The sequence below is a fragment of the Pseudomonas cerasi genome, assembly GCF_900074915.1.
Taxonomy (GTDB): domain Bacteria; phylum Pseudomonadota; class Gammaproteobacteria; order Pseudomonadales; family Pseudomonadaceae; genus Aquipseudomonas; species Aquipseudomonas cerasi.
Map to the genome: position 1 here is coordinate 733,975 of NZ_LT222319.1, position 27,000 is coordinate 760,974.

At 57.5% G+C, this 27,000-nt stretch carries 23 protein-coding genes; 7 read left to right on the forward strand and 16 right to left on the reverse strand.

Going from position 1 to position 27,000, the window contains the following annotated elements; all coding sequences use genetic code 11:
• Positions 1-61 precede the first annotated feature (61 nt).
• Positions 62-961 (reverse strand): DMT family transporter, encoded by a 900-nt coding sequence (locus tag PCPL58_RS05815; protein ID WP_003371145.1) that lies wholly within the window; start codon positions 959-961, stop codon positions 62-64.
• Between the two features lie 648 nt (positions 962-1,609).
• On the opposite strand from PCPL58_RS05815, the gene trpC reads away from it, so the two are divergent.
• A complete protein-coding gene (trpC, locus tag PCPL58_RS05820; RefSeq protein WP_065349010.1) occupies positions 1,610-2,410 on the forward strand; it encodes an indole-3-glycerol phosphate synthase TrpC in 801 nt (266 codons plus the stop codon).
• 142 nt (positions 2,411-2,552) lie between these two features.
• On the opposite strand, the gene PCPL58_RS05825 is transcribed toward trpC, so the two are convergent.
• From PCPL58_RS05825 to PCPL58_RS05855, 7 genes are all read right to left on the reverse strand, one after another.
• A complete protein-coding gene (locus tag PCPL58_RS05825; protein WP_065349011.1) occupies positions 2,553-4,172 on the reverse strand; it encodes a methyl-accepting chemotaxis protein in 1,620 nt (539 codons plus the stop codon).
• 403 nt (positions 4,173-4,575) lie between these two features.
• Positions 4,576-5,568, reverse strand: a complete 993-nt coding sequence (locus PCPL58_RS05830; protein ID WP_065349012.1) for a LacI family DNA-binding transcriptional regulator — start codon at positions 5,566-5,568, stop codon at positions 4,576-4,578.
• A 67-nt stretch (positions 5,569-5,635) separates the two neighbouring features.
• On the reverse strand, positions 5,636-7,150 hold the full coding sequence (locus tag PCPL58_RS05835) for a glycoside hydrolase family 32 protein (RefSeq protein ID WP_065349013.1): 1,515 nt from the start codon (positions 7,148-7,150) through the stop codon (positions 5,636-5,638).
• Positions 7,147-8,292 carry an ABC transporter ATP-binding protein gene (locus PCPL58_RS05840; RefSeq protein WP_173926051.1) on the reverse strand — a complete coding sequence of 382 codons (1,146 nt, stop codon included), beginning with the start codon at positions 8,290-8,292 and terminating at the stop codon, positions 7,147-7,149. The genes PCPL58_RS05835 and PCPL58_RS05840 overlap by 4 nt, the downstream gene beginning before the upstream one ends.
• A gap of 27 nt (positions 8,293-8,319) precedes the next feature.
• Positions 8,320-9,162, reverse strand: a complete 843-nt coding sequence (locus tag PCPL58_RS05845; protein WP_003430791.1) for a carbohydrate ABC transporter permease — start codon at positions 9,160-9,162, stop codon at positions 8,320-8,322.
• Positions 9,159-10,121 carry a carbohydrate ABC transporter permease gene (locus tag PCPL58_RS05850; RefSeq protein ID WP_065349015.1) on the reverse strand — a complete coding sequence of 321 codons (963 nt, stop codon included), beginning with the start codon at positions 10,119-10,121 and terminating at the stop codon, positions 9,159-9,161. The genes PCPL58_RS05845 and PCPL58_RS05850 overlap by 4 nt, the downstream gene beginning before the upstream one ends.
• Positions 10,122-10,142: 21 nt before the next feature.
• Positions 10,143-11,417 carry an ABC transporter substrate-binding protein gene (locus PCPL58_RS05855; protein WP_065349016.1) on the reverse strand — a complete coding sequence of 425 codons (1,275 nt, stop codon included), beginning with the start codon at positions 11,415-11,417 and terminating at the stop codon, positions 10,143-10,145.
• A gap of 167 nt (positions 11,418-11,584) precedes the next feature.
• Between PCPL58_RS05855 and PCPL58_RS05860 the strand changes: the two genes are divergently transcribed.
• Entirely contained in the window at positions 11,585-13,162 is a 1,578-nt protein-coding gene (locus PCPL58_RS05860) for a carbohydrate porin (protein WP_042930958.1), read from the forward strand.
• A gap of 81 nt (positions 13,163-13,243) precedes the next feature.
• On the opposite strand, the gene PCPL58_RS05865 is transcribed toward PCPL58_RS05860, so the two are convergent.
• Genes PCPL58_RS05865 through PCPL58_RS05875 form a run of 3 tightly spaced genes read right to left on the reverse strand, consistent with a single transcriptional unit; the run spans position 13,244 to position 15,401 of the window.
• Positions 13,244-14,260, reverse strand: a complete 1,017-nt coding sequence (locus PCPL58_RS05865) for an SMP-30/gluconolactonase/LRE family protein (RefSeq protein ID WP_065349017.1) — start codon at positions 14,258-14,260, stop codon at positions 13,244-13,246.
• A gap of 20 nt (positions 14,261-14,280) precedes the next feature.
• On the reverse strand, positions 14,281-14,850 hold the full coding sequence (locus tag PCPL58_RS05870; protein WP_003430782.1) for a cupin domain-containing protein: 570 nt from the start codon (positions 14,848-14,850) through the stop codon (positions 14,281-14,283).
• A gap of 56 nt (positions 14,851-14,906) precedes the next feature.
• Positions 14,907-15,401 (reverse strand): YagU family protein, encoded by a 495-nt coding sequence (locus tag PCPL58_RS05875; RefSeq protein WP_065349018.1) that lies wholly within the window; start codon positions 15,399-15,401, stop codon positions 14,907-14,909.
• A 131-nt stretch (positions 15,402-15,532) separates the two neighbouring features.
• Between PCPL58_RS05875 and PCPL58_RS05880 the strand changes: the two genes are divergently transcribed.
• The 3 genes from PCPL58_RS05880 to PCPL58_RS05885 all read left to right on the forward strand — a co-directional run bounded on the left by PCPL58_RS05880 (position 15,533) and on the right by PCPL58_RS05885 (position 17,540).
• Positions 15,533-16,453 (forward strand): LysR family transcriptional regulator, encoded by a 921-nt coding sequence (locus PCPL58_RS05880; protein ID WP_065349019.1) that lies wholly within the window; start codon positions 15,533-15,535, stop codon positions 16,451-16,453.
• Between the two features lie 156 nt (positions 16,454-16,609).
• Complete coding sequence (locus PCPL58_RS31495) at positions 16,610-16,765, forward strand: hypothetical protein (protein ID WP_080336682.1); 156 nt, start codon at positions 16,610-16,612, stop codon at positions 16,763-16,765.
• Positions 16,766-16,868: 103 nt separating this feature from the next.
• Positions 16,869-17,540 carry a haloacid dehalogenase type II gene (locus PCPL58_RS05885; protein ID WP_065349020.1) on the forward strand — a complete coding sequence of 224 codons (672 nt, stop codon included), beginning with the start codon at positions 16,869-16,871 and terminating at the stop codon, positions 17,538-17,540.
• 49 nt (positions 17,541-17,589) lie between these two features.
• Here the strand turns inward: PCPL58_RS05885 and PCPL58_RS05890 are convergent, their stop codons facing one another.
• The 3 genes from PCPL58_RS05890 to PCPL58_RS05900 all read right to left on the reverse strand — a co-directional run bounded on the left by PCPL58_RS05890 (position 17,590) and on the right by PCPL58_RS05900 (position 21,941).
• Positions 17,590-18,033 (reverse strand): DUF421 domain-containing protein, encoded by a 444-nt coding sequence (locus tag PCPL58_RS05890; RefSeq protein WP_003371183.1) that lies wholly within the window; start codon positions 18,031-18,033, stop codon positions 17,590-17,592.
• Between the two features lie 14 nt (positions 18,034-18,047).
• Positions 18,048-18,575 carry a hypothetical protein gene (locus PCPL58_RS05895; RefSeq protein WP_065349021.1) on the reverse strand — a complete coding sequence of 176 codons (528 nt, stop codon included), beginning with the start codon at positions 18,573-18,575 and terminating at the stop codon, positions 18,048-18,050.
• Between the two features lie 450 nt (positions 18,576-19,025).
• Positions 19,026-21,941: an autotransporter family protein gene (locus tag PCPL58_RS05900; protein WP_065349022.1), complete on the reverse strand. Its 2,916-nt coding sequence runs from the start codon at positions 21,939-21,941 to the stop codon at positions 19,026-19,028.
• A 421-nt stretch (positions 21,942-22,362) separates the two neighbouring features.
• Here PCPL58_RS05900 and PCPL58_RS05905 point away from each other — a divergent pair, with 421 nt between their 5' ends.
• Positions 22,363-23,637 (forward strand): OmpP1/FadL family transporter, encoded by a 1,275-nt coding sequence (locus PCPL58_RS05905; RefSeq protein WP_065349023.1) that lies wholly within the window; start codon positions 22,363-22,365, stop codon positions 23,635-23,637.
• A gap of 284 nt (positions 23,638-23,921) precedes the next feature.
• The gene (locus tag PCPL58_RS05910; protein ID WP_024662189.1) at positions 23,922-24,422 is read left to right on the forward strand and encodes a hypothetical protein; all 501 of its coding nucleotides are present in this window, start codon (positions 23,922-23,924) and stop codon (positions 24,420-24,422) included.
• A gap of 56 nt (positions 24,423-24,478) precedes the next feature.
• Here PCPL58_RS05910 and PCPL58_RS05915 read toward each other — a convergent pair whose 3' ends face one another.
• A complete protein-coding gene (locus PCPL58_RS05915) occupies positions 24,479-24,985 on the reverse strand; it encodes a hypothetical protein (RefSeq protein WP_003430771.1) in 507 nt (168 codons plus the stop codon).
• Between the two features lie 225 nt (positions 24,986-25,210).
• Positions 25,211-26,827 (reverse strand): ATP-binding response regulator, encoded by a 1,617-nt coding sequence (locus tag PCPL58_RS05920; RefSeq protein ID WP_162273825.1) that lies wholly within the window; start codon positions 26,825-26,827, stop codon positions 25,211-25,213.
• Between the last annotated feature and the right edge of the window lie 173 nt (positions 26,828-27,000).

Genomic DNA, 27,000 nt, shown 5'->3' on the forward strand with positions numbered 1-27,000 from the left:
CTCACGCATGACATCGGGTACTGGAATCAACGTGCTCGCAACTGACAGGCCGCTGCCTGCCTTACTGACTGGCCCGCGTCGGCGCTTTTTGACCCAGGCGTATCAGTTCGTTGGAGAAGCACAAACCAGCGATGATCAGGGCCGCTCCCGGATAGAGGCTTTCGCGCGGTACTTCATTGAGGGCTACAAATGCCAGCAATGCCGCAAACAGTGGTTCGGTGAGTTCAAGCGCTTGCACCTGGGATGGCTTGAGGTACTCAATGGCCTTGGTCGTGCAGAAAAAGCCGAGGATGGTCGGCAGGGCGGCCAGCGCCAGCAGTGCGGCAATAGCCATTGATGACAGCTCGCCGATCACGAAACCATCGGCGGCGGCCGGCATCAGCAGGTACAGGCTGCCGAAGAAGAGCAATTGACGAGTGAAATGCAGGCCCCCCGAAACGCCCATTTTTTTCATGGCAACCGAAAACGCACCGTAGCCACAGCCTGCGATCGAGGCCAGCGCTGCACCCTCCAGAGTGAAGCCCTGTTGCAAATCAGCGCCGAAGATCACCGCAATACCTGAGATGGCCAGTGCGGCGCCCACGGTTGCATTTGCAGTGATGGCATCCTTCAGTAACAGGCGCCCCAGAATGATCGACGAGATTGAGGCACTGGCCATGAGTACGACCACGACACCCGCCGCAGCGTAATGTCGGTAGGCGGACGTTTCGAAATGGAACAGCACGAAAATACCGAGGAACGCGCAGATCGCGGCCTGGCTCCATTTGGCGGCTGATGTCGGACGCTTGAGGAAACGCAGCACGATCGAGAGCAGTATGCACCCCAGTATCGTTTTGATGACGGCAACGCTGCTGGAGGTGAAGCCATTGCTCATGAGTACCTTGCTGAGCACACCAATGGTTGCGTTCAGTGCGGCGGCGGAGAGCGCAAAGATAACGCCCTTGCTGAAATTGGATTGCATTGATGACGTTCCCTGTCGCTGGTTTGTCGTTTGAGAAGGAGTGAAGCGGTTGCGGGTGGCCTGCAGATCCACGCTGGCCTTGGCAATCATCGGGCAATGTTCGGCGAGTTCGATAAACCGGGTCAAGGCCTGAAAAGTTGTCGAATGCGGCAGCAACCCATAAAGCAGGTAATCCTTGACGCCTGACACGAGCGTCAAAAGCAGTGCGAGCAAGACGTTGGCGCACGACCACGGAAAGCAGTTCCAGCTTACTGGGGCTGCGAATCAGCCGATTGACCAGCAGATACTTCAGGTTTGCCGGTGCGCCGATCAGCAGGGTTGCCAGTAGTAACAGCCGAGGCGTGGACTCGCCCAGGTAAATCGCCAGGCTGTGCCGAAAAGTTGATATTGTTTCGCCATCTTAATCGGCCGGGTTCAGTTGTTGATATACGTTACAGAGACCGTGTTACCCGGGTTTACACCATGGACGATCATGATATATTAACGCGATAATGTGTTTAAAGGTGGATAAATTAAATTTAATTTTTGTTTCTCGATCAGTGAATGTACGCTCGTTTAAGTATTGCCAGAGGGCGATAATGAGCATGCGTACGTCGAGGCGCTACAGGGCTTAATTCAATAGATTACCCGCTAATATGAGTGACTGCCATGAGTGATATTCTAAATAAAATAAAACATTACAAGCTTCAAGAAATAGAGGCGGCAAAAACTAACGTACCATTAAGTCGCATCAAGCAGCGTGCCCTCGAACAGTCCAGTCCCCGCGGTTTTTATAAAGCACTGAAAGCAAAAGAAGAGCAGGGTCTGTTGGGGCTCATTGCAGAAATAAAGAAAGCAAGTCCATCAAAAGGCCTGATTCGCGAAGACTTCAACCCGCCTGAACTGGCGAAGGCTTATGAAACCGGTGGGGCCGCCTGTTTATCCGTTCTGACCGACACGCCCAGCTTCCAGGGTTCCCCGCAGTTTCTCATCGATGCGCGAAACGCTTGCGCCCTTCCTGTGTTACGAAAAGACTTCATGTTTGACACTTATCAGGTATATGAGGCACGTGCCTGGTGCGCGGATTGCATATTGCTGATCATGGCCTCATTGAGTGACGACCTCGCCGCCGAACTTGAAGATGCGGCCATGACGCTGGGGATGGACGTTCTGGTGGAAGTGCATGACGAACATGAAATGGAGCGTGCGCTCAAACTGTCTTCTCCGCTGCTCGGCGTCAATAATCGCAACCTGCATACCTTCGAAGTAGACCTCGGCACAAGCGAGCGACTGGCATCCATGGTGCCCGCAGGCAAACTGCTGGTCGGTGAAAGTGGCATCGGCAACCATAACGATTGCCTGCGACTCAAAAAATCCGGCATTACTACCTTTCTGGTCGGCGAAAGTCTGATGCGCAAAGAGGATGTTACTGCGGCCACAAGAACACTGCTGACCGGCAGTGCTGACTGACGCGTAGGAAACTCACGGCTCAGAGGGGCGTTAATGCGCTCCTCTTACCGTCCTGCATTTGTCCAGACGTATGCAGTTGATTGGCCCTGAATGCTGTGGAATCAGTATCCACAGCATCACGACCTGAAGCAGTAGAAAACCCTTAGAGCGAAAACCTGGCCACCAGCTTATTCATGTCTACAGCAAGCACTGAGAGCTCGGCACTGGCCGCCGCTGTCTGATTGGCCCCCGTTGCACTCTGGATGGAAAGATCGCGGATACTCATCAGGTTGCCGTCGACCGAACGGGCTACCTGCGCCTGCTGCTCCGATGCGGTCGCAATCATCAGGTTCATTTCGTTGATTTCATTGATTGCTTTTGCGATCAGGGTCAGTGCTGCTCCGGCTTCATGAGCGATGGTGAGTGTGCCACCGGCCTGATCGCAACTTTCACTCATGGCCTTGGTGGCCTGTGCAGTGCCCGTGAGGATGTCGCCAATCATTTTCTCGATTTCCTGAGTCGAGGTCTGGGTACGATGGGCCAGCGCTCTGACCTCATCAGCCACCACCGCGAAACCGCGTCCCTGCTCACCTGCCCGGGCGGCTTCGATGGCTGCGTTCAAGGCCAGGAGATTGGTTTGTTCCGCAATGGTACGAATGACTTCCAATACCTTGCTGATGTCCTTGGACTGCACGGCCAGACGCTCTACATCGACACTGGTGCTCTGCACGGTCTTGCTCAGTTTCTCGATGGCGTCGACCGTACTGGTAACCCGTGCTGCGCCGGTGCGGGTTGACTGATCAGAGGCTTTGGCTGCATCCGATGCAGCGGCAGCATTACGCGCCACCTCATCGACCGCAGCGGTCATCTGGTTAACGGCGGTGGCTGCCTGATCAATTTCGTTATTCTGGCGCAGCAAACCTTTGCTCGACTCCTCGGTGACCGCGTTCATTTCTTCAGCGGCGGATGCCAGTTGAGTGGATGAATCACCGATCAGCTTGATCGTATCGCGCAGATTGTTTTGCATGACCTGGGCAGAGCGCATCAGGTCGGAAAATTCGTCTTTGCCCGTGACGGTAATCACGCTGCGCAGATCACCCTTGGCGATGGTGTCGTTGACACGCAGCATGTCGCGCAACGGCGTGACGATACTTTTGGTGAACAGCACGGCCAGCACAATCGTCGCCAGCGTCGCGGCTGCAATAATGAAGATCACAAACGTTAAGCCGCTTTGATACGAATCCTCGGATTCTTTTCCTGAGTTTGCCGCCTCGTCAATGTTCATTTGAACAAGCCCGTTCACAGCGTCGTCGAGAAGACGGGTAACAGGCGTCACGTTTGAACTCAGGTAGGCCAGCGCTTCAATGGTTGCGTTTTGACGGATAAGTGCAGTCACCTGGTCGAATGCAACCAGTGCTTTATCGGTGTTTTCCGACACGGCTTTGAACAGTTGTCCTTCTTTATCGCTGGCGACAAAAGGGGCGTAAAGGGCTACCTGCTTTTTCAACTCATCACTCAGCGAAGCGATCATGCCGGACGTGGTGGCCATGTCCTGTGGATTGGTCTGGGACAGCATTCTGCGGACTTCCAGGCGCAGGCGCAGCATCGTGGCATTGATTCGGTCTGCAACCACCACGCTGGCCAATGCATCGTTTTCAATGTCTCTGGCCGTCTCGCGGATTTCTCCCATTTTCCATACTGACATACCACCCAAGGCGACCAATAAGAGTGCAATAAACATAAAGCTGAGTGCTGCGCGCGCAGATACTTTCAAGTTTCTCATTGTCACTGACCTCCTTGTAGAATTGATTTTTCACGGCTTTAGAACTATCGGCTACCAGAAATATTACTTGAGGTAGTCGGGTTTTGTTTCTGGATTAGTTCGTGCATTAGTTGCGCACGGTTTTGTTCTTTAATTTGTTTAGTGCGCTTTTTTGGGGCGGGATTCATGTAAGTCAGAGGGTGTACAGCTCGCCTATTTTGAGCGTGCAATCAGTAGGCGTTTGAAAAGTAAGAGAAAAGCTATCTTTTTAGAGTGGCCGGACAGCCAGACGCTCTTACCCCTCTCAATCGTAACCATTTAATACGGTCAGCGTTTCAGGGGTGTAAATCAGGGCTCAAGAGCAGTCGCTTTTGTCTGGAGGGTCCCGTGACGACTTGCTGCGTGAGCTATCCCACGCAAGGCTTCATAACGATTCTCTGATCACCAGCGGGCAGTCCACCGGCTGGGAGCCCGACACTTCAAGGCTTTCAATCAGGTGCCGGGCGGCGTTGCGACCGATCTCGTAATACGGCAGTTGCACGGTGGTCAGCGCAGGAATGAACAGCTCGGCGATGCCGATCATGTTGTCATAACCCAGTACGGCAACATCGCCGGGGATTTTCAGGCCTTGGCCCAGCAGCAACTGGTAGGCACAAAAGGCAATGCGGTCATTGCCGCAGATCAGAATGTCGAACTGCGGACGCCCATCTATCATGTGCCGTGCAAGGATAGCGGCGGTTTCCCAGTAGGCATCGTGTTCGGACAGGTTGTACTGCAAGAGTTCGTCGCGAGTCAGGCCGAATGCCTCGCAGGCACGCAACATACCCGCCTGGCGGATTTCCCAGGCCAGGCTCTGTTTTGGCAGGTTTATGAACAACGGGCGTCGATAGCCCTTGCTGAACGCGTGGTGCAAGGCGCGGTACTGACCCGTTTCGTCGTCTGGCACATAACTGACCAGGCTGCTGTCATCAGCTACGCAGTTGGCGAGCACCAGCGGCTTGCTCTTCAGGCGCTGGGGGATACTCACTTTGCGTAACCCCATGGCGCTGAAGATCAACCCGTCGGGGCGGTGCGACAGCATCAGGTCAATGTTCTGGTCAGTGGGCGGATTGCTCAGCAGGTTGAGGATAAATACGTTCCAGCCTGCCTGCTGCGCGGTCTGTTCGATCGACAGCAGCAGCTCGACCGCAAACGGCGTCGTTGCGGTGTCCAGGGCAAATACGCCGATGGTTCGGGTCTGCAGGTTGTCGCCGCGAATCCTGCGAGCCGACAGGCTGGGTACGAATTGAAGCTCATCGATCGCGTTGCGCACTCGCTGATAAGTATCCGGGCTCAGTTTTCCCGGATCATTGAGCGCCCGAGACACCGTCATCAGAGACACACCGGCCAGTTTTGCAACGTCTTTAACTGAGGTCATGCGAAGCGGAGCCTGTCGGGTTGACTGATGATTATCATGCTACAGAGACCTGATTTTTTTCGCGACTTCAATGATTTACCGACAGGTATCCCGAGGCGAGTTGCCATGCGTCGGCGATGCAGACCCGGCCTCCGGTTCCGTTGGCAATAAGCTTTACCCCCAGGCTGTCGGTCTGTGGATAAAGACGGCTGCTGAAGCTGAAACTGCCGTTTTGCTCGAACACCTCGATGGACGAGCGATCAAGGAAGATCCGCAGTTCAAGCTGATTATGTTGTGGATCTATCGCTACACTGCGCTGACCGCTGACGTGGGTGCCCGACTGAGTACGGTCGAGTATCAAACGTTTCAGCGACGCATCGTAGTAAAGCAGCGTCTGCTCCTTGCCATCCTCACTGCAACGCAATGCCACACCCAGGTGACCTTCGATGCAGTCGAGCAGGTCCAGGTGCACGTGGATTTCGAGCATGTCGCCGTGTATGTCGGCCAGCGATTGGCTACCCGCTTCGCTCCACCAGGGGGTGCCTGGCAGTGACGCGTTGCGCAACGCTGTCAGCTCGCGCGCGGGCTGCACGCACAGGCGATCGGCGCGTACTTCAAGTTCTCGCGGCAGGCCCAGCATGCCGCGCCAGTGATGTGCCTCGGTTGGGGTCGGGCTTTCCCACATGTCGATCCAGGCCCACAGCAGACGCCTGCCATCGGCAGCCACCAGCGTCTGCGCCGCATAGAAATCGTGACCGCTGTCCAGCTCGATAAAAGGCCCGCCGGTGAACTGCCATTGACTGTCGACCTGGCCCACTCGATAGCCGGTGTGAAACCTGTTCAGTCGCTCGTAGCGCTGCGCCGGCACGCCCTGGGGGGAGTAAAGCAGTACGTCGCGTTCATTGAGGCCAAACAGGTCCGGGCATTCCCACATATAGCCGTCGCCTTCGCCGCCTGTGGACACATAACTGACGAAGTCCCACGCGTGCAGGTCCCTGGATCGATAGAGCGGCAGCAGCGGTTTGTCGCCCAGGCGTGCGCCGGCAATCAGGTACCAGTGGCCATCCTGTCGCCAGACTTTCGGGTCACGGAAATGAATCATCCCGTCTTGCGGCGGGGTGTCGATAACGGCGCCGTGTTTGATGAAGCTGATGCCGTCGGTACTGGTGGCCAGGCACTGCACCTGACGGATGAAACGCTCGTCGCCCACATCACCCAGCCACGTGTGCCCGGTGTAGATCAGCGCCAGGGTGTCGTCATATACCACTGCACTGCCGGAAAAACAGCCGTCCCGGTCGAAGTCATCACCGGGCGCCAGGGCAATGGGCAGGTGCTGCCAATGGACCAGATCGGCACTCTTTGCATGGCCCCAGTACATCGGGCCCCATTTTGCGTCGAACGGGTGGTGCTGATAGAACACGTGATATTCGCCACGAAAGAACACCACCCCGTTAGGGTCATTCATCCAGCCCGCAGGCGGGGCCAGGTGGTAACCGGGGCGATAATCGTGGACGAGCTGCGACAGGCCCTCTTCCAGCGCATGGCGCGCGCGCTCTAGGGCGGGAGACATCGGCTTGCTCATGGCATTTGCAGAAAAACTCATAGGGTGCCTGCTTGTACGAGGTGCGGTGTGATGCCGGGTGTCAGGTGTTGACTGGCGTCTGTGTGGCGCTTCAGGGCCAGGCCATCGGCGTTGAACAGGTGCAGGTTGCTGTCGTCGAATTGCAGCGCGACCTGATCGCCTGCCTGCCAGCCGGCCTTGGCATCGCAGCGACAAATCAAGGGCTCGCTCGCCCCGGTAGCCAGATGCACATAGACCTCGCTGCCCAGGTATTCGACACCGGATACCGTGACGCCAACGCCGTTGTTCGCAACATTGAGGGTGATGTGCTCCGGGCGAACACCCAGGGTCAGTTGCGCATCCTCGGTCAGATTCGAGCTGTCGAAGGGCAGGGATTTCATACCCAGTGCCGGGATGTCGATCAGGCTGTTGCGACCCGGTGCCTGCAAGCTTACCGGCAGAAAATTCATTCTCGGCGAGCCCAGAAAACCGGCGACGAAGAGGCTGGCAGGGCGCTCGTAGAGTTCGCGTGGTGAGCCGACCTGTTCGACCTGACCGCCGTTGAGCACGACAATCTTGTCCGCCAGGGTCATCGCCTCGACCTGATCGTGGGTGACGTAGATCATCGTCGAGCCCAGCCGCTTGTGGAGCCGGGCGATTTCGTTGCGCATCTGGACCCGCAGCGAGGCGTCCAGGTTGGAAAGCGGTTCATCGAACAACAGGATGTCCGGTTCTCGCGCCATGGCTCTGCCCATGGCCACGCGCTGACGCTGCCCGCCGGACAATTCCCGGGGCTTGCGCTGCAGCAGTTTGTCCAGTTGCAGGATCTGCGCGGTTTTCAGCACGCGTTCGCGCAGGCTGCTTTTTTCCGTCTTGGCCAGCTTGAGGCCGAAACTGATGTTGTCGTAGACGCTCATGTGCGGGTACAGGGCGTAGGACTGAAAGACCATACCGACACCACGCTCGCGCGGTTCCAGGTCATTGACCCGTCGTCCGTCGATCAGCAGGTCGCCAGCACAGATCGAATCCAGTCCGGCGATCAAGCGCAGCAGCGTCGACTTTCCGCAGCCCGAAGGGCCGACGAACACAACGAACTCACCCGCAGCGATCTCCAGGCTGACATCGCGCAGAATGCGCGTGCCGCCCAATTGCTTGTTGATGTTGGCTAGCTTCAATTTCATCACGATGCTGTTCCTTGTCAGTTGTGTGCATCAACCTTTCAACGCGCCGGCAGTGAGGCCGGAAACGATGCGGCGCTGGAAGATCAGCACCAGAATCACCAGTGGGACGGTCACCAGCACCGACGCCGCCATCAACAGGCCCCAAGGCAATTCGTGGGAGCTGCCACCCGAAATCAGGGCGATGGCGACCGGGACCGTTCGTTGCGCGTCTGTCAGGGTGAAGGTCAGGGCAAACAGGAACTCGTTCCACGCGGCAATAAAAGCCAGCAGGCCGGTCGTGACCAGTGCGGGCCACAGCAGCGGCAACAGCACGCGGGTCAGCGTGACCCAGGGCGATGCGCCATCCATGATTGCCGCTTCTTCCAGCTCATGCGGCAGTTGCCCCATGAACGTGGTCAGCACCCAGACGGTGAAGGGCAGGGTAAAAATCGTGTAGCTCAGGATCAGTGCCCATGAGGTGTTGTACAGACCCAGTGCGCGGATGACTTCAAACAGCCCCGACAGCACCGCGACCTGAGGAAACATCGAGACGCCGAGCACCATCATCAGCACCGTGCCGCGGCCTCGGAACTTGACCCTGCCCAGGGCGTAGGACGCCGTCAGGCCCAGGAACAGCGCCAGCACTACCACACTCAGCGCAACCACCAGTGAGTTGGCGATGGCCTGCAGGAATGAAGCCTGGCTGAGGACCGCTGCGTAATTGGAGAAGTCGGCTTCGGTGATCCAGTAGCTCACTTCAAACAAGGCACTGGACGGTTTCAGCGAGGTCAGGATGGCGTAATAGAAAGGGAAGATCGCGTACAGCAGCACGACCCCGACCAGGCCCCAGAAGGCCAGGCGCAGCAGCGCTTTCTTCAGTGGGCGCAGGTTCATGAGCGCACCTCCAGCTGGCGACGTCCGAGGTACAGATAAAGCATGGCAATCACTGCCACGACCAGAAACAGCAGGGTGGAGGCGGCGCTGCCGTAGCCGACGTCCTGGAACTCCACCAGGTGCTGGCGGGCATAGACCGACATGCTCATGGTGCTCGAAGAGTTGGAGGTCAGGACGTAGATGACGTCGAAGACCCGCAACGAATCGAGAATGCGAAAGATCGCGGCGACCAACAAGGCGGGCATCAGCAACGGCAAGGTGACTCGCCAGAACACCCGCACCGGATGAATGCCGTCGACCCTGGCGGCTTCGTAGCAATCGCTTGGCAGCATCTGCAGTGCCGCGAGCATCAGCAGGGTGACAAAGGGCACGGTCTTCCAGACGTCGACGATGATCACTGCCCACATCGACAGGTCCGCATCTGCCGTCCAGGCCAGCGGCGCGTCGATCAGGCCCAGGCTCAGCATCATATGGTTGATGATGCCGAACTGGTCATTGAGCATCCACGACCAGATCTTCGCCGAGACGATGGTCGGAATCGCCCAAGGGATCAGAATCAACGCACGGACCAGCGCGCGGCCGGTGAACTTGACGTTCAACAGCAACGCCACCATCAGTCCCAGGACCATTTCCAGCCCGACCGACACCACGGTGAAATGCAGGGTGTTGCGCACCGCGTTCCACCATTGCGGATCGACCAGCACGCCAGACCAGATGACGCCGTCGTAGAGCAGATAATTGCTCAGGCCCACGAATGAGCCACTGCCGGTATCCGACAGATCGGCATCGGTCAGGCTGAACCAGAATGTGCGCAGCAACGGCCAGGCCGCCACCAGTACCAGGCACACCAGCATCGGCGTCAGAAACAGCCAGGCGGCGCGTAGCCTGCGACGTTGTACAGGCGTTTCCCGGATGACGAGTTCGTCGTCTCCGGGGAAGTCGGTAGAAGAGACGGGCATGTTGATTTCCTTACGTGTGGCTTACCAGTTCCGGCGTTTGATGCGGGTCAGTTCGCGTTCCAGTTCGACCAGTGCCTGATCGACCGGAATATCGCCCGCCAGCACGCTATGCACCCGATCGAAGAATGCGTTGGAGACGCGTGGGTAGCCGTTGGCCGTGATCGCGGCGGGGCGCATGACCCCATTGCTGAGGATGCTGTGCAACTGCGGGTAGTAAGGCATCGCCGCGAGCAACTCGGGGTCGGCATAAAGGGACTCGATGACCGGGTTGTAGGCACCTGCCAGGGAACGCTGTTTTTGCTGCTGGGCGCTGGTCAGGTAGGCAACCAGTTCTGCCGCCAGTTTGGGGTTGCGGCTGTAGCGCGAAACCGCCAGGCCCCAGCCTCCGAGCGTTGAAGCGTGGGTGCCGTTCGCGCCGCCACTGGGCAGGGGCGCGACGCCGACCTTGTCTTTTATCGCGCTGTCCTTGCTTTGCACCAAGGCCCAGACGTAAGGCCAGTTGCGCATGAACAGCGCATTTCCCGACTGGAATACGCCACGGCCTTCTTCCTCGGTGTAGTTAAGGACGCCGGGCGGGGAGATCTCGCCGATCCAGCTTTTTGCCAGGGTCAGCGCGACTCGTGAGGCCTGGCTGTTGACCACGATGTCTCCGCGCGGGTTGACCAGTCCGCCGTCCGGCTGGCTGCTGATCCATTCCAGGGCGTTGCACGTCAGGCCTTCATAGGCGCGCCCCTGGAACACGTAGCCCCACATAGTGGCATTCCCCGCATCGCGTTCGGCTTTTTGCACTTTTTTGGCGGTAGCGGTCATGTCCTCCCAGGTCTGGGGGACCGGCTGCTGGTACTTGTCGAGCAGATCCTTGCGGTAATACAGCAGCCCCGAGTCGGTAAACCAGGGCATCGACACCAGCCGGCCGTCGACGGTGGCGTTGTCCACCTGTGCCTGGAAATAGCCTTGTGTCGCATTTGCCGGAAGCAGTTCGCGCAGATCCGTCAGGTGTTTGGCGAGCATCCCCGGCCACACCATGTCGATTTGAATGATGTCGATGTCGGTGGACTGGGCGCTGAGGATCTGCTGGTAGAACGACAGGCGCTCGGTTGCAGAGTTAGGCGTGGAAACCACCTGAACGTTGTTGCCGGTCTGTTTTGACCAGCTATCGACTGCCTCCTTGCACAGTTGCAATTCAGCGCCGACGGCCCCGCACGAGATCGTCAGATCGGCTGCGTTCGACAGCGCAGAAAACCCGGCGGACAGGGTGAGCAGCGCGGCGGGAAGAAGAGATTTCAGCTGTTTCATAGAGCCCTCTTTATTTTTGTTTTTATAAAAGTTAACGTTAACATAGTCAATGTAACAGCGTATTTTCGATGTGGCACCCTTTTTTCTCCGATTTGCACAATTTTGTGCTGAAGGAAAAAGGCTCGGCCAACGTCACGAAAACAATAAAAACAAAACAGGAAGTCCACATGCAGAACGCATCAAGATGGCTACTCGCAGGGGTACTCGGCACCTCGACAACCGTCTCTCAAGCCGCGACTCTGGAAGAGCGGATGGCCGCATTCGAAGCCCGTGCCAGCGCTGCGGAAAAACGTGCAGCCGCAGCCGAACAGCAAACCCAGGCGCTCGCCAGGGAGCTTCAGCAACTCAAACTCTCGACCCCCGTTGCGCAGCCTGCCGCACCCACTTCTGCGTCCACCGTTGCGGCCAGTTCACAGCCGGCTCTGGATGATCGCGTGGCAAAACTCGAAGCCCGCCAGCAAAGCATGGAGAAACCAGGCAGTGCCGGACACCTCACCGACGGGTTCAGCTTCAAGGGCTACGCTCGCTCCGGTCTGTTGATCAACGACGGTTTGGGCGGCGGTCGCGGTGGGCCTTATACAACCCCCGCAGGTTCAGTCGGTGGTGCGGTCGGGCGCCTGGGTAACGAAGACGACACCTACATGCGCTTCGATCTGTCGAAAGAGATCTACGCGCAGAACGGCACGCGCTCCAAGTTCACCGTCTCCATCGCCGACGGCGTTGAAAGCTATAACGACTGGACGGCCACCGAAAGCAGCCTGAACGTGCGTCAGGTATTTACCGAACTCGACCACATTGCCGCTTTCAAGGGGAATTCAGTGTTCGAAAACGCCACGCTGTGGGCCGGCAAGCGCTTCGACAGGGATAATTTCGATATCCACTGGCTGGACTCGGACGTGGTCTTTCTGGCCGGGACCGGTGGCGGTATCTACGATGTGCAGATGACCAAGGACTGGCGCTCGAACTATTCCCTGATCGGACGTAACTACGGAGATTTCAGTGAGGGCGGCGTCGATGCCGATGTGGAAAGCTACATCCTGACCTCCAACCAATTCTTCGACAATGGTCAGTGGCAGTGGATGTTCAACGCCATTGGCGCAAAGAAAAACGACGTCGGTACGCGCACCAATCAAGCCGGTTTTGCACCCGCAGATTCAGGCCTGCACACCATGTTGGCCAATCACCAGAAGGACTTTTTCGGTCGGGAAGGCTTCTTCAAGACGGCGTTGCTCTATGGGCAGGGCCTGGGTGCGCAGGTCAAGGACATTGGCGCGGATGGCGAACTGATCGACGACGCCCGCGCAGTGCGTCTGGCCATGTATGGCGAGACACCTATCGCGCCGGGATGGCGCATCGGCCCGAGCCTGCTGGCAGAGCAGAGCAAAGACCGCTACGTCAAAGGCGACGATTACCGCTGGCTCACGCTGAACATGCGCCTGGCCAACGAGATCAACAGCAACTTCGAGATGGCCTACGAGCTGAGTTGGCAAACCATGGACCTCGACCCCAAAGGCTATCTGCAACGTAATGCGGTTGACGGTAACTTCTGGAAGTTTACGGTTGCGCCGACCTTCAAGCCGGACATGGGTGACCTGCTCACACGCCCCGAACTGCGAGTGTTCGCAAGCCTCATGAACTGGTCTTCGGATCTGGACCGCTACAGCACGACCGGCAACTTCGGCAAAAGTGATTTCAACTCCGGTGGTGTTTGGCAGTTCGGCATCCAGATGGAGACCTGGTTCTAGGCTCTGCAGGTAAAGCCCGGCACCGTGTGCCGGGCTTTGAATCGGTTTACTGCTACCCGATGAGCATCGGGACAGTTCGTCCTACTGACCAGCTACGCTCTTCATCACCTGCACCCTGAGCACCTTGTTGGCAGCGGTAATGTACGCCCAGCTTGCCTGCTCGCTGGAGCAGAACGTCAGGTTGCTGGTATCGGCAGCCGCGACCAGCAGTTTTCCGAGTGGCTTGCCTGCTGCGGAAAACACCTGAATACCTTCCTTGCTGCTGCTCCACAGGTTGCCAAGCGCGTCGACTTTGATCCCGTCAGGGATGCCGGGCTGGATGTCAGCGAACACCTTGCCGTTGATCAAGCGACCGTCGCGCACCTGATAGACCATGATGCGATGTGCCAGCTTCTTGTTGGTGAAGTCGTGGGCCATTTGTGAGTCGGCCAAATAAAGCAGCTGCTGATCCGGCGAGAAGGCCAGGCCGTTGGGCGAGTGGACTTCGGGAGTGTCGAGACGGGTGATCTGCCCGGTGTCGGGTACGTAGCGATAGATGAACTCGCCGCCTTGCTCAGGCTTGCCGCCATAGCCCTCGCTTTTGCTCAACACCCCGAAGGTGGGATCGGAAAACCAGAGAGCGCCGCTTTTATCCGCCACTACATCGTTCGGACTGTTCAGCCGTTTGCCCTGGTAGGTGTCGACCAATGTACGCCACTCACCATTGGGCTCCTGCCGCACGATGCCGCGCTTGCCATGGGAGGCCGCCACCACACGGCCCTGGCCGTCGAGCGTATGCCCATTTTGAAAGTCGGCTTTTTCCAGCCAGGTGGACACGCCATCCTTTGCCTGCCAGCTGCTGACCTTGTTGGCCTTGATGTCACTCCAGATCAAACGGCCATCGGCCAGGCACAGCGGGCCTTCTGCCCACTTCGCCTGATCGGTGAGCAGCTCGACGCGGGCCTGTGGGGCAACCAGTTGGCTGAAGGCCGGGTCGATAACGACTTGCCGGACAGGGGCGACGGCGTCGGTTGCGCCTGCTGAACCCGCAGCCAGGAGCGCACTGCCCAATAGCCATGAGGAGGGGCGCAGAAAGCGATTTTTACGGGTCGGTTTCATAGGTTCAGGTCCGTATGCGATCAGTAGGCACAGCTGCCGTTGGTACGTTTGTCAGCCGCACCCGGTTTAAGTTTGATGATCAGTTGAACATTGGGTTGATCACCCACGGTGCGCGTCAGGTGGCCTACACGTTCGTCATCCGGACGCGGCCGGGACCGGGTGTCGGCATTGAACTGCATCTCTCCCGGTCCTTGCACCAGCACACTGCCATCGGTGGTCTCCACCGACCATTGCCCCTGCAGGGTGACGACCCATTGTGGCCCCGGCGCGTGGTGCCAGTTGCCGACGTATCCCACCGGCAGCACCGCGTAGGCGATGCTTTCGATATCGTCAGGGGAGACGCCGACCCATTGCGGCGCGGCTGGCGGGGCATAGCTTTTGAACTCCAGGCCTTCCAGGCGGCAGTGGCCCACATGCGTGGCACCGTTTTCGTCAGCCCACAGCGTGGCATATGAAACAGGTGGTTGCAGTTGACCGTTACTGTGAGTCATTTGCGCAGACTCTTTCGGCACCGATTGCACGTCGGCATTGGCACTCGCCATGCCCGCGCAGGCGGCGCAGGCCAGAGCCAGGGTGTATAGAGATTTCATCGGGTCACTCCGTTTACAGGGAAATTCCGTGTGTCTGTCGCAAGACAGCGCGCTACTCAGGCCGGTCGGGTGTGAGGCAGCCAGCGCTGCTGCAAATCCCACCGTATGACTTCGATCACCCACATCCACAGCAAGTGCCCGAACGTTTCAGATAACAACTCCGAGGCAGGCAGCTCCCACAGCGGCGGTGCCCAATGGAACGCAGGCAGGATGACGCCGTGAAACCCCAGGGTCACCAACAGGCCGAAACCCAGACCCTGCCACAGGGCGGCGCGCGGATACCGGAGTACAAGCAGGCAATAGAACATGGCGAAGAAGATGGAAAAGCCATGGTGGACCAGGGCACTGCCGTAATTCACCACATGCTCTGAATACACATAAGTCAGCTGCTGAGCGTTGATGCCCAGCGAATCAAGCATCTCCACGGGCGGGACCGGGCGGTCCGGCGTGCGAGGCGGGAAGGGGATCTCTGTACCCCATTTGATGAAACTGGAAACATTGCCTCCAACAAAGCCGGCCAGTGCGGCGACACCATACGCTCGCGTGTTCAAATCAGCGCCCCTTCTTCGATAGACCAGGCTGTGAGCGATCTCGCTCTAGCCGTTTACCATGAAGTATGTGCAACGCTCATTTATTTGTAACATACTAATTTTATAGCTCATTGATACTAAAAAAATATCAGATGTTTGATTTGAAATTGATGCGCCAGTACGTGGTGGTCGCTGAAACCTTGAATTTTCGCAAGGCCGCGCAGCGCTTGAACATGTCACAGCCGCCCCTGAGCGTTGCGATTCGTCGTCTGGAAGAATGCCTGGGCGTGCAGTTGTTGCTGCGTAGTACGCGCTCCACGCAATTGACCGCTGCGGGCGTCGTGTTTTTGGCCGAGGCTCGGCAGACGCTGTTGCAGGCCGAACGGGCCTGTGAAATGGCACGTCGCTCAGCGGCAGGCATGCTCGGCACGATTCGCCTGGGCTTTGTCGACAGCGTGGTCGATGGTTTGCTGCCGGCGCTGCTGCGTCGCTATCAGGCCGCGAACCCGAACGTCGATATTCAACTGCAGGAGGCCACCCCTCCCGAGCAACTTGAAGGCCTGCGCAACGACCGGCTGGACGTCGGCATTCTGGTGTTGCCGGTCATAGACCCGGGCAATATCCATATCGAGCCGCTGTTCGAGGATCGCATGGTTGCGGTGCTGCCGCAGGATCATCCCTTGGCCGAGCAGACGTCCATCGGTCTTGCGGCGCTGGCAGACCAACCCTGGATTCTGTTCGCCCCGCATCATGGCCCGGGCATGCACTCGCACATTCTGCTGGCCTGCGCCAACGCAGGCTTTACTCCTCGGGTCGTGCAACAGCCTCGCCAGATGCAGACCACGGCTGCGCTGGTGGCTGGCGGAATGGGCGTGGCGCTCATGCCGCAGCGCTATGCCCGACGTCAGCCGGGGCGGCTTGCCTGTCGTGAGCTGACGGGCCCAGGTACACCTGTCGCCTATGTGCTGGCGCTGGCGTATCGCGAGCTGTCTCCGTGTGCGCAGTCCTTGCGCGAAGTGGTCATGGAGCTGGTTCAGTCGCCGGCGTTCACGCTGTCGTCTGCGGAGTCGTGACCCCGTCATCTGAACTCAGGTCCCAACCCGCTATTCGCGTGCCGGTTCAAATGCACTGAACGCCTTGCTACGCCCTGACTCCAAATCTTGCCCCGGCGCTCAAACAATGCATCACGTCGATGGGTGTTCGAATCCTCTGCCAATCAAGGAATTCCCATGACCGATCCACGTAACGTTGCCCACGACAAAAAAGTCCAGCAAGAGAAAAAGAACCACGGCGAAGAAATCGCGCCGAATGCCGAGCACGCGCCTCAGCCGGGGATGAAGCCGGCACTCAAGCACGATGATGACCAGCAGGAAGAGCAGGCGTAAGCCAGTGACCTGATCGTGACCTTTGGCGGTGCTGGCTGATGTCAGCACCGCCAGGTGGCGCATTCGATGCCATCACTTCAGGCAGGCAACAGGGGCCTATAGCATGCTCAAACACATCATTTTTGACGTAAACGAGACGCTGCTGGATCTGGCCGCGCTCGACGCTTTCTTCGAGGGACTGTTCGGCGATAGCCGTGTGCGCACCGAATGGTTCCTGACACTGCAAGAGTGCTGGATGACCAACACCATAACCGGCCAGTATCAGGCGTTTGGTGATCTGGCGCAGGGCGCTTTGAGAATGGTTGCCGCACGGCACAAGGTGGACGTGGGCGACGATCAGTGCCAGGCCCTGGCCGCAGGCATCAAATCTCTTCCTGCGCATAAGGACGTTCATCAGGCACTGCAGTTATTGAAGGACTACGGGTTTGTGCTCATTGCCCTGAGCAATGGCGCGCTGGAGGCGCTGCAGCAACAGCTCGAATTTGCAGGATTGACCGGCTGCTTCGAGCACATCATGGCAGGCAGCGAAATCAGTCAATTCAAGCCAGCCGCAGCAACCTACCAAATGGTCGCACAGCGCCTGGGCATCGCTACGGATCAGATGATCATGGTCGCAGCACACGCCTGGGACATCGCCGGGGCTGCCCAGGCCGGGTGTCGCACCGCGTTTGTCGAGCGCCCGGGGAAGGTGCTCAACCCGCTCGGCACCCAGCCTGACTTGATCGGTAAAGATGTTCAGGATGTCGCCATGAAACTTTGCGCAGGTCCGTTTTAGCGCTGATTCGGGAGTCGGCCTGCAGCCATCCCTGATCACTTGCAGACCTTCACTTGAAGGGTATGACCGATATCTCCCCGTTCCTTTCAATGATCGCGTACCTGATGTCCTTCATCTCCACGATCCCTTGCGTGGTTCGTGCTGCCTCCATCACATCGGATTCACTGATACGGGCCTCTCTCATTCGTTGAGTCAGTGGCTTGCCGTCTTCCACAATGACCGTGGGGCCGCCATCCAGAAACTTTGCCAACCGCTTTGATCGGCGTTTGGCCAGGGAAAAGCCGACGTCTATGGCGATAAGGGTGGAGATGATCAGTATCGCGTTAGTCACCGAAAAATCATCGCCCAGCAGCGCCTGCTGAGTGGCCTCGCCAATGATCAGCAACAAGACGAAATCGAAGGTGGTGAGGTCGGTAAGAGAGCGGCGTCCGGCAATACGAAACAAGACCATCAAGACAAAATAAATCGCTGCTGCTCTGAGCACTGCATCCATAAATCGCTTTCTCTCTACGGGTAGATAAACCTGGGCATCGGCAGCGTTTCGCCACCCAGCATATGCATTTGCCCTCGGTACAGTCCCACCCCATTACTGCGAACAGTCAGGTACAAGGTGGCCAGACCGTCCTTGTCGGCCTGCATCGGAATAACCAGATCACGGCCTTCGCTGTGAAGGGGCGCGGGCTGGGGGTTGAGGTTCTCGATCGACACGCCTTCGAGCAGTCCACTGCCGACGACCAGATAACGCATTTCGGAGGGGGCGCCTTTGGATGTGACAATCATATCGTCCTGACTGCCGTTGCGGCTGAAACGCTCGTAGCTCACCTGCAGTTTGCCATCTGCCGTTTCGGGCTCCACCTGGCTCAATGGCCCTTTGGAAAACAAGCAGGCGAGGGTCAGCACTATCAGCACAATCAGGCCAGCCCAACCGATGCGCTCAAAGCGCCAGACTCGACGCTGCTGCGCCATATCTTCCTCGACGGGATATGACCGGCTGCGGAACTCATGGTCGTCCGCCTCATCACCGCGTAGTGCCATTAACGTGCTGTCCATTAGGGAAATTTTGTAGGCACCTTATTACGCTTCCAACCGGCCCGCTGTCCAGAACGGTTTACATCCTTGCCATGGTTTTGACGTTCCTGGTGAGTGACTGCCAGAAGCTCTGGCGTAAGGGCGTAGATGTGATTCACCGTATGTGATTGAGCGCTTGCCTGTAACAGTCGTGTTGTTTGAGATAAATGGCCGCATCACTCGCAGGTAATCTGATGGCCTGGAGCACGGTTTGAACGTTAGCCGAGCGAATGCCGACAGGAGGGCGATGAAGGGGCGGTTCGAGTGTCTTGCGTTAGTCGTTGATCGGCGCTTAGGACGATAACGCGGAGCGGATTCGGGATCGCACTATGTAAATGCCTTCCAATGAATTCGGGCTGGATGCCACTCCAGGCGAGCCTGTGCAAATGGTTATCCAGCCCGATGCTGCAATTACGATCAGAAGCGGACCGTCACGCCGGCATTCACCGAGTGGAAACGAGTGTCAGTGCCGAACTGCCCCTGGTAAGACAAGCCCAGATCGGTCTGACGGTTCAATCGCAGCTTCGCGCCGACTTCGGTCAAGGCGGTGTCGCGGTTTTGAGCTACGCCTTGCACTTCGAAGTTTGGACCGCCGGCAAAGCTCTGCTCGTTTCGCGGATCCAGATCACCAAAGGCGCGTCGCCATCCCAGTGAGCCGTAGACCTGGGTATCGAGGTTGGCCACTCGGGTGTTCGTCGATGCGCGCAGGCCGAGCGTCGAGAAGACGGTATTCTGCTTGTCGCTGGACACGTCTAGCGCGGCTGGCCCACCTTTTTCGTGCAGATCTTTGGCGTCGTAGCGAACATAGGAAAGCCCGGCGAAAGGTTCCAGAGCCACGCTGCCAAGCGGTATGCGGTAGGCCGCTTCACCACTGGCCTGCAACGATTTCGCGTCGCGTTTGCCAGTCAAGTGATCACTGAATCCGGCGAAGGCCACATTCCGCTCGCTCTCCAGCTTGTGCCAGGTGTAGCCGACGTCGGCGCTGAGGCGCAGTGCATCGATCTGGGCTCCGGTGTACAGGCCAAGATGATAGTTGTCGCTGTGGCCGTCGGCATCGCGATCATCGGCGTCGAACTTCGAGCGGCTATAGCCAGCGTAGACGCCGCCGCGCCAATCCGGGGTGAAGCTGCCGTCCGCACCGAACAGCAGGCCACCTGTGCTTTGATGCAGACCGCCTGCGCCATTGTTGCTGCTTGTTTTGGTCCAGTTGCCGAATGGTTGCACCCAGGCACCGCTTTCGGCGGGTGGAGTGGTTGGCATCAGATTGAGTGCCATGGCTGGCATCCGCAATGTCCCGGTATCGAGAAGATTACGCACACGAGTCCCCAGTACTCCGGACACCACCTGGCTGTTGGCGATCAGGGCGGTCGAGGTACTGGCGAGCGTGTCGCCGGACAGCTGATCGGCAGCATTACGCGCGCTTTCGGCATCCAGAATCAACAGATTGTTATAGAGGCGCAGCGGTTCGCCGCTTTGCTCCAGCACGCTGAGCGCACCCGCTGTATTGAACTGATTCTGGGTCAGCATGACCGTTTGAAAGATACCCGGTGTTGGCGCGGGGGTCGGCTCTGGCTCAGGTGTTGGAGTCGGCTCAGGTGTTGGTGTTGGTGTTGGTGTTGGTTCAGGTGTAGGCTCCGGAGTTGGAGTCGGCTCTGGAGTCGGCGTAGGTTCTACGCTTTTTTGTTCAATGGTGAGGTTCAGGTCATTGGCTGTGCGTTGCAGCCCGACATTCAGGAACGCCGAGTTGGTAAGTGCCTGGGCATAGGCAGTGCCTGCGGCGGCGCCGTCGACCAAACCGCCCTGGGCGGAGAGCAGCGTGTAGGTTCTGCCGCTCTGATAGCTCTGCGCGGGATCCAGCGCGGTCACGTTGACTTGCGTACCGCGCAGGGTTGCGGTGCCGCTCACGTTGATCCGGTCTGCGCTGCCGTCGCCCGCGATGTCTGCGGCGTAGCGTGAACCGGCGGCCATCTCGAGGTTGCCTTGTATCGCCAGCGCACCTATGGCGCTTTCTCCTGGCGACAGCGTACCGCCGGAGGCGACCTGGGTGCTGCCCACCTGACCGACGCCGGCCAGAATACCTCCGTCCAGTACCTGAGCGCTGTTTGTGTAAGTCCCGAACTCAGTGCGGCCCGCAATGCCGTTGACCACCAGTGTGCCGTTACCTACGTTAAACCGCGAAACGCTTTGGGTGGTGGCTGTGTTGCCGTGCTGATTGACCTGGTCGACGTTCCCCGCCAACACCAGTCGCCCGCCGCGCACAACGACGCTACCGGCCAATCCCGAGGTGTCGCCGCTCAGCGTGGTATTGCCGCTGAACGCATACACTCGACCCGTACCATTCAGCGTGTTGGCGAACTGCAGATCGGTGTCAGTATGGTTGAACGCCAGGGAACCGTTGCCGGTGCCAAAGCTGACGGCGGTTTGCGGGTTCAGTCGGCCTGCCGCCAGAGCTGCTCCTGCAGTCATGGAATCAACATCGGTACGGTCAGGGTCCACCGCGACCGGGCCGCCGATGGTAAACGTGCCGCGCGTCGCCAAGTTGCTGTCGTTCACGAAGCTGATGAGCATACCGTTAGTGGCGCTCAGTTCGGCACCGTCGGCCAGCGACAGGTAAGTACGGACAACGTTGGTGCCGAGCGTCAGCGATTGCACGTCGAGACGGGTACCCTGTCCGGTAACATTGACCTGATTGCTTTGGTTGATAACGGCCGACCCCAGCCGCAGCTCGTTACTCGTCAGTACTGCGCCGTTCTCGAGGGTCAGGTCGTTTCTGTTCACAAAGGAGCCGCTGTTGTCCCAGCGGGTTCCTGCGCCTGAAAGCTTGACGACGGAGTCTATGTCGACCTGCTGGCTGTTGATTTTGCCGCCGTCATTGGCCGTGATGCTCGAGCGATAGACAAACACTCCGCCGGCCTGGATGTTGACCGCATCGACCAGGGAGTTCTGACCACTCACCGACAGCGTCGCGTTCGAAAATGCGTTGGAACGGGACCCGAAAACTTCACCCATATCCAGATCCCGAACCGACACCTGCCCTCCGTTACGGACCGTCAGATCGCCCTGGCCGACACCACCGACAACGATCGAGTTACCGAGCACGAATGAGGTGCGAGGCACCACCCAGCGCGAACCTGCCCCTTCAACCACAACATTGGCCTGAGCCATATTGACGCCGGTTCTGCTGGCCTGGCCAACGATGCTGCCGCCTTCGCTGGTCACGGTTGCGCCGCTGTTGATTGTCAGGGTAGAAGTGTTGCCGTCAGTTGCATTGACGTCGATCGCGCCATCGATCAAACGGTCGCTGTTAAAGGTTTCCTGACCATTAGTGAGCACATAGTCAACGGCCTGAGCCTCTGGAAGCAGTGCGAGAGTAATTGCAAAAGCAAGAGGGGATATTCTGAATAGGGGGTTCATAGCGACTCCAGATACTCCATAAAAGCCACCAGGGTGGCTGCCAGCCCCGAGGGCTTAAGCGTTTCCGTTCGGCGGGTTGCCAACAACGGGAGTATCAGGAGGGGAGGGTGCAGTGGATATAGCACGGATGTACTAGCGGCGGCCTGTTACTGATTATATAAGTTCCGATCAACAGACAGGCAGTTATTCAATAGCTCATCTGTACTATGGAAGTAAGTGTCGGCGACTCTTATCATCGCGCGGTTTTATTGAAACTTTAGAAATCGGCGTGGCCTCGGGTAACTTTGACGGTTGCAAATTCGCCATGGACGCTTATAAATCACAACGGCCGCAGATTAAAATGACCCCGTTGAAAACTACACTTGGCCTTGCCGCTGTATTGGTATCCACTCAACTTCTTGCTGGCGGCTTCGCCCGTACCGAGCAAAGTATCGCCGGTATGGGCAGCGGTCAGGCTGGCCGTGCATCGATGGCTGAGGACGCCAGCACGGTGTACGGTAATCCGGCAGGTATGGCGCGGCTGGACAACAGCCAAATCACCATGGGGGCGGCGTTCGTGGACGCATCCACTGACATCAGCCATGCCGCCGGTCGTTCACAAGGGAGTAATGATGGCAATATGGTGCCCTTCAGCACGGTGCCGTTCGGTTTTTACACCCGGAAAATCGATGAGCACTGGGCGTTCGGCCTGGGGCTCTACGCACCCTTCGGTTTGTCCACCGATTATGAAAGCAGTTTTCAAGGGCGCATGTTCGCCAGCAAAAGCGAGATCAAGGTGGTGACGTTACAACCCACCATCAGCTACGCCTTCAATAACAGGCTGTCGATTGGCTTCGGTCCGACGTTCAGTCGAATTGCCGGAACGCTTGAATCAGACATCACGCTTAATCCGGCCATTGCTGACACCCGTGTCAAGGTTTCAGGTGATGACACGGACGTGGGCTTCAATATCGGCGTGTTATTCAACGCAACCGACTCCACCCACGTAGGCCTGACCTACCATTCCAAGGTCGATTACAAGCTGGGCTGTCACACGCAAGTTTCCACCGGCGCAGGAACGCCGCCGCAGTTGCTTGCGAGCAACCGTTACGACTGTACGTTGAAAGTGGCCACGCCGGAGTCTTACGATTTTTCAGTGACTCAGGCGCTTAGTGACGCTTGGACACTTTACGCCAGTGCGACCTGGACAGGCTGGAGCAGCATGCAGGACTTGAGCCTGCGCAATCAACCGGTCTCGGCCGCGCAAGGCGGCACGCTGGCTTCGGCACTGACCGGCTCCATTCAGGAAGGCCTGAACTGGCACGATACATGGGCTTACGCGCTCGGTACTGCGTATCGGCTGGATCCGCAGTGGGTGTTGCGTGCGGGCGTGATTATCGATCAGTCGCCGACCGGTAATACCGGGCGTTCACCCCGTACGCCGACCGGGGATCGCGAGGTCTTCAGTGTAGGGGCGGGTTATGACGTCACGCCACAACTGAGCCTGGATGTCGCCTACTCGTATCTTCAGGAAGAAAGTGTCGATGTCAGTCGCGCCAATGCACTGGGCAGTTACAGTGCGACGTACAAAAGCCGTGCGAGTTTATACGGTATTGGGGCGACGTATAGATTCTGATCCTGAAAGAGACTCTCATAACGCCCGGTTAAATTTTCCGGGCGTTGTTCTAATGCCTGTCAGTTAGCCTGGACCGGCTCGAGGAAGGTCCAGGTTTTTGCGGGGGTGACATAAAAATTTAATGGCTTGTTTCTGTGATCAAAAACAGTACGCCGTATAGCGCATCTGTACTATTGATACGCCCTCAGGTCGTAGATACAGTCCCGTGCGATGTGCAGGTCGTGGTTACTTAAATAATGGATGCGTGGGTAACTCCTGCATCGATCAGTCGGCGGAGTATGTGAATGAAAAGTGCAGCCTTGTTTCCGTTAGTTCTGGCCTTGTCAGGATGCGCGGGGCTTGATCAGGCCATGTCGGTGACAAACGGGGTCTTTGATCAGACCGGAGATTTGCTGAGCGGGGATCTTCGGGGGCTGACAACTGCCAAGCAAACGACATTGACGGAAATCTGGAACGACTGGGAAACCAATGAGGTCACTGCCAAGGAAAAGTGGGACGCTAACACGCTGATCATCCCTGGCATCGTGCAGCGCATTACCAAGACAGGAACAGCCATCGGTCAGAATCAGATTGCGATCATCTTCACCGACCCCAAGAACCCCAAATGCACCGGTCAAGGGCTGACCCGCGATGATCTGCTGGTGAACAAGAAGAAGATCAGCGGATTAAAGAAAGGCGACAAGATTCTGATGAAGGGTGTTCTCGGCACCAGCGAGTCAAAATGGACCGACAACGATTCCTGCTGGCTGTCTTTCGACAAGGCCGAGTTTACACTTCAAAAATGACAGGCTGAACCGCCGGTAATCGCAGCATTACCGGCTTCACACTTATTGCTGAGCGGTCAGTATGTATAGAACCGGTCGACCGTCTCGCCGTTGAAGAGTATGACTATCCTGTTGATCACCTTCTTCATACCCGTACTCTTCGTTCCTGTGACGGTACCGACGTCATCCATCACATCTTCGGCATCTCCCAAGTGACCATCTGCCTGCGCCAATACTGAGTTCGACGTTCCGGCGCCGTACTTGTAACTGTACTTGTAGGCCATTTTCTTCAGCATTGCCACGCCTGATTCGCCACGCTCGTATGACCACTGTGCGGAGTTGTCGCCGACATCATCTTCCGCCGAATTCGGAGCACCAAATTTCGCCCGGATTTGAGATTTGGTCGATTTTTTGGGAATGATATTGGCTTTTATATAGTCAGGCTCAAACTTAGGCTCACCCGTCAACGCATCAAGCCCGCCAAGAGGGTTACTGCCCCCCGTCGAACAGGCCGTTAAAGCGGCCATGACTGTTATCGCAACCGCTAAACCTTTTAGCCGCGCCAGTGAATAATAATTGCCCATGCCGAATGCCCCTGATGGTAAATCAGTTGTTGAAGGTTTTTATAGACAGACAGAAACATGCGAAAAAGCCTTGCGGTGACAAGCTTTTCAGCGTCTATATATAATGAAGTCGTTTCTTTCTTAGCTTAGGCTAACGGCGTAAGTATTCACTATAGTACAGGTGTACTAGCGAACTATAACGCCGTTGTAATCAAACTAACGTGCGCTGTTGGCTGACTGTCGCACTCAGGACCCGGTAAGAGACGCGCGACGTGTCGTCTGCATCAAGTCCATCTTGAAACTCAGGAGCAGTGAACGTAACTCCGCAGGCCGTATCGGTTTGGACAGAACCGGTATCTGTGGGTCATTCAGCGATTGCTGTACATGCTGAATCTCGTGGCCAGTGATGACGATTGCAGGTATCCGGCGGCCATGCAGTTGGCTGAGGTAGCTAATGCAGTCTGCGCCTGTGGCGCTTCGGTCGAGGTCGAAGTCGGTAACGACCAGATCGCAATCGACGCTCGCTTGAGGGGTGGCGGAAGCGGTCTGGACGTCGCAGCCCCATTTGCGCAGCAGCATCGCGGTGGCCTGCAGCACGTTGTAATTATCCTCGATCAGCAGAACACGTAAACCGCCCAACAGGTGTTTGTTCCAGTCGATGTCCGGAGCGTGCGCGATTTGCCGTGCCGCCACAATCGGTAGCCCGCTGATGACAACCGCAGTGCCTTTATCCAGGCGCGAACCAATCCGGATGTGCAGCTTCAGCAGACCGGCGATGCGTTTGACGATACTTAGCCCAAGCCCTACGCCTTCAATGTCCTGATCACGCTCTTCGCGGACGCGATAAAACTCGTTGCACAAATGAGGGAGATGCTTTTCCGAAATACCGCGGCCCATGTCGTAGACGCCGATGTCCAACGTCCCCTTGCGGGGTCTGCAAGCAATAAGCAGGGGTTTGCCGGGGGCATATTTAAAGGCGTTCGAGATAAGGTTTTGCAGCAGGGTGCGAAGCAGCGCAGGGTCGCTGCGTATCTGTTGCCGGCACGGGCGCACGCGGATTTCGACACCGGCCCAGCTGGCCGCCTCACTGTTCTGGCTGACCAGGCCATTGATTAATGCGTCCACATCAATCGTCTCGAGGCGTGGACTCACTTCTCCCTGATTGAGGGTATAGATATCCAGCAGAGAGCGGAAAAGCTGTTCTACAGCGCTGAGTGCCCGGTCGATGTTATCGACCAGGCGGCGCTCGTCTGTGCCCAATGAAGCGTCGCGCAGACAGGCAGTAAACAGGCTGATGGAGTGAATCGGTTGCCGCAGATCATGGCTGGCCTGGGCAAGAAACCTTGATTTCGCCTCATTGGCCGCCTGGGTTTCATTCAGTGCGATGTGCAATCGCGAGAGCAGGAAGTAAACGAACGACGGCAGCACCAGCATGGTCAGGATCATCATCACCGCAACGGCGGGATGCTCTTGAAGGAAAGGGGTGAGCTGGATGATCAGGCACAAAGACGCCAAGGCAAAGCCGGTCGCCAGCAACAGGTAATTGCGCCCGTAACGCATGCCATACCCCACCGTCATGCTGAGCATTACCGAGTAAACCGGCAGCATCGGTTCGCCACCCACAGTGATTGTGACGATCCCGGCCATGTTATCGACGACCAGCGCGAACATTCTGCGCCGGGTAGACACACCGGGCCGTACTGCAATACGCCAGATAAGCCCGATACCAACGATGGCGAAGCCCAGGCAATAGCCGAGAATGACCCACATTCGGCTGCCGGACATGTCGTCCAGTGCGTGCATGATCAATGCGTACAGTGCAGAGGTGGCAATCACTGCCATGCGCAACAACGCCTGGATCATTTCCAGGTCTCTGCATCGGGAGAGAATCGACATCACGTTTTCCTGGTCAGTCCAGTACTGCTGAGAGGCACGTCATGTGTTCAGCGCGTCGATGGCGGTACACAGATATTATATAAAAGAAAAGGGGGGCAGGCTCTGTACGAAAAGTGGGTGCGCTTGGGGACGTTGCGTTA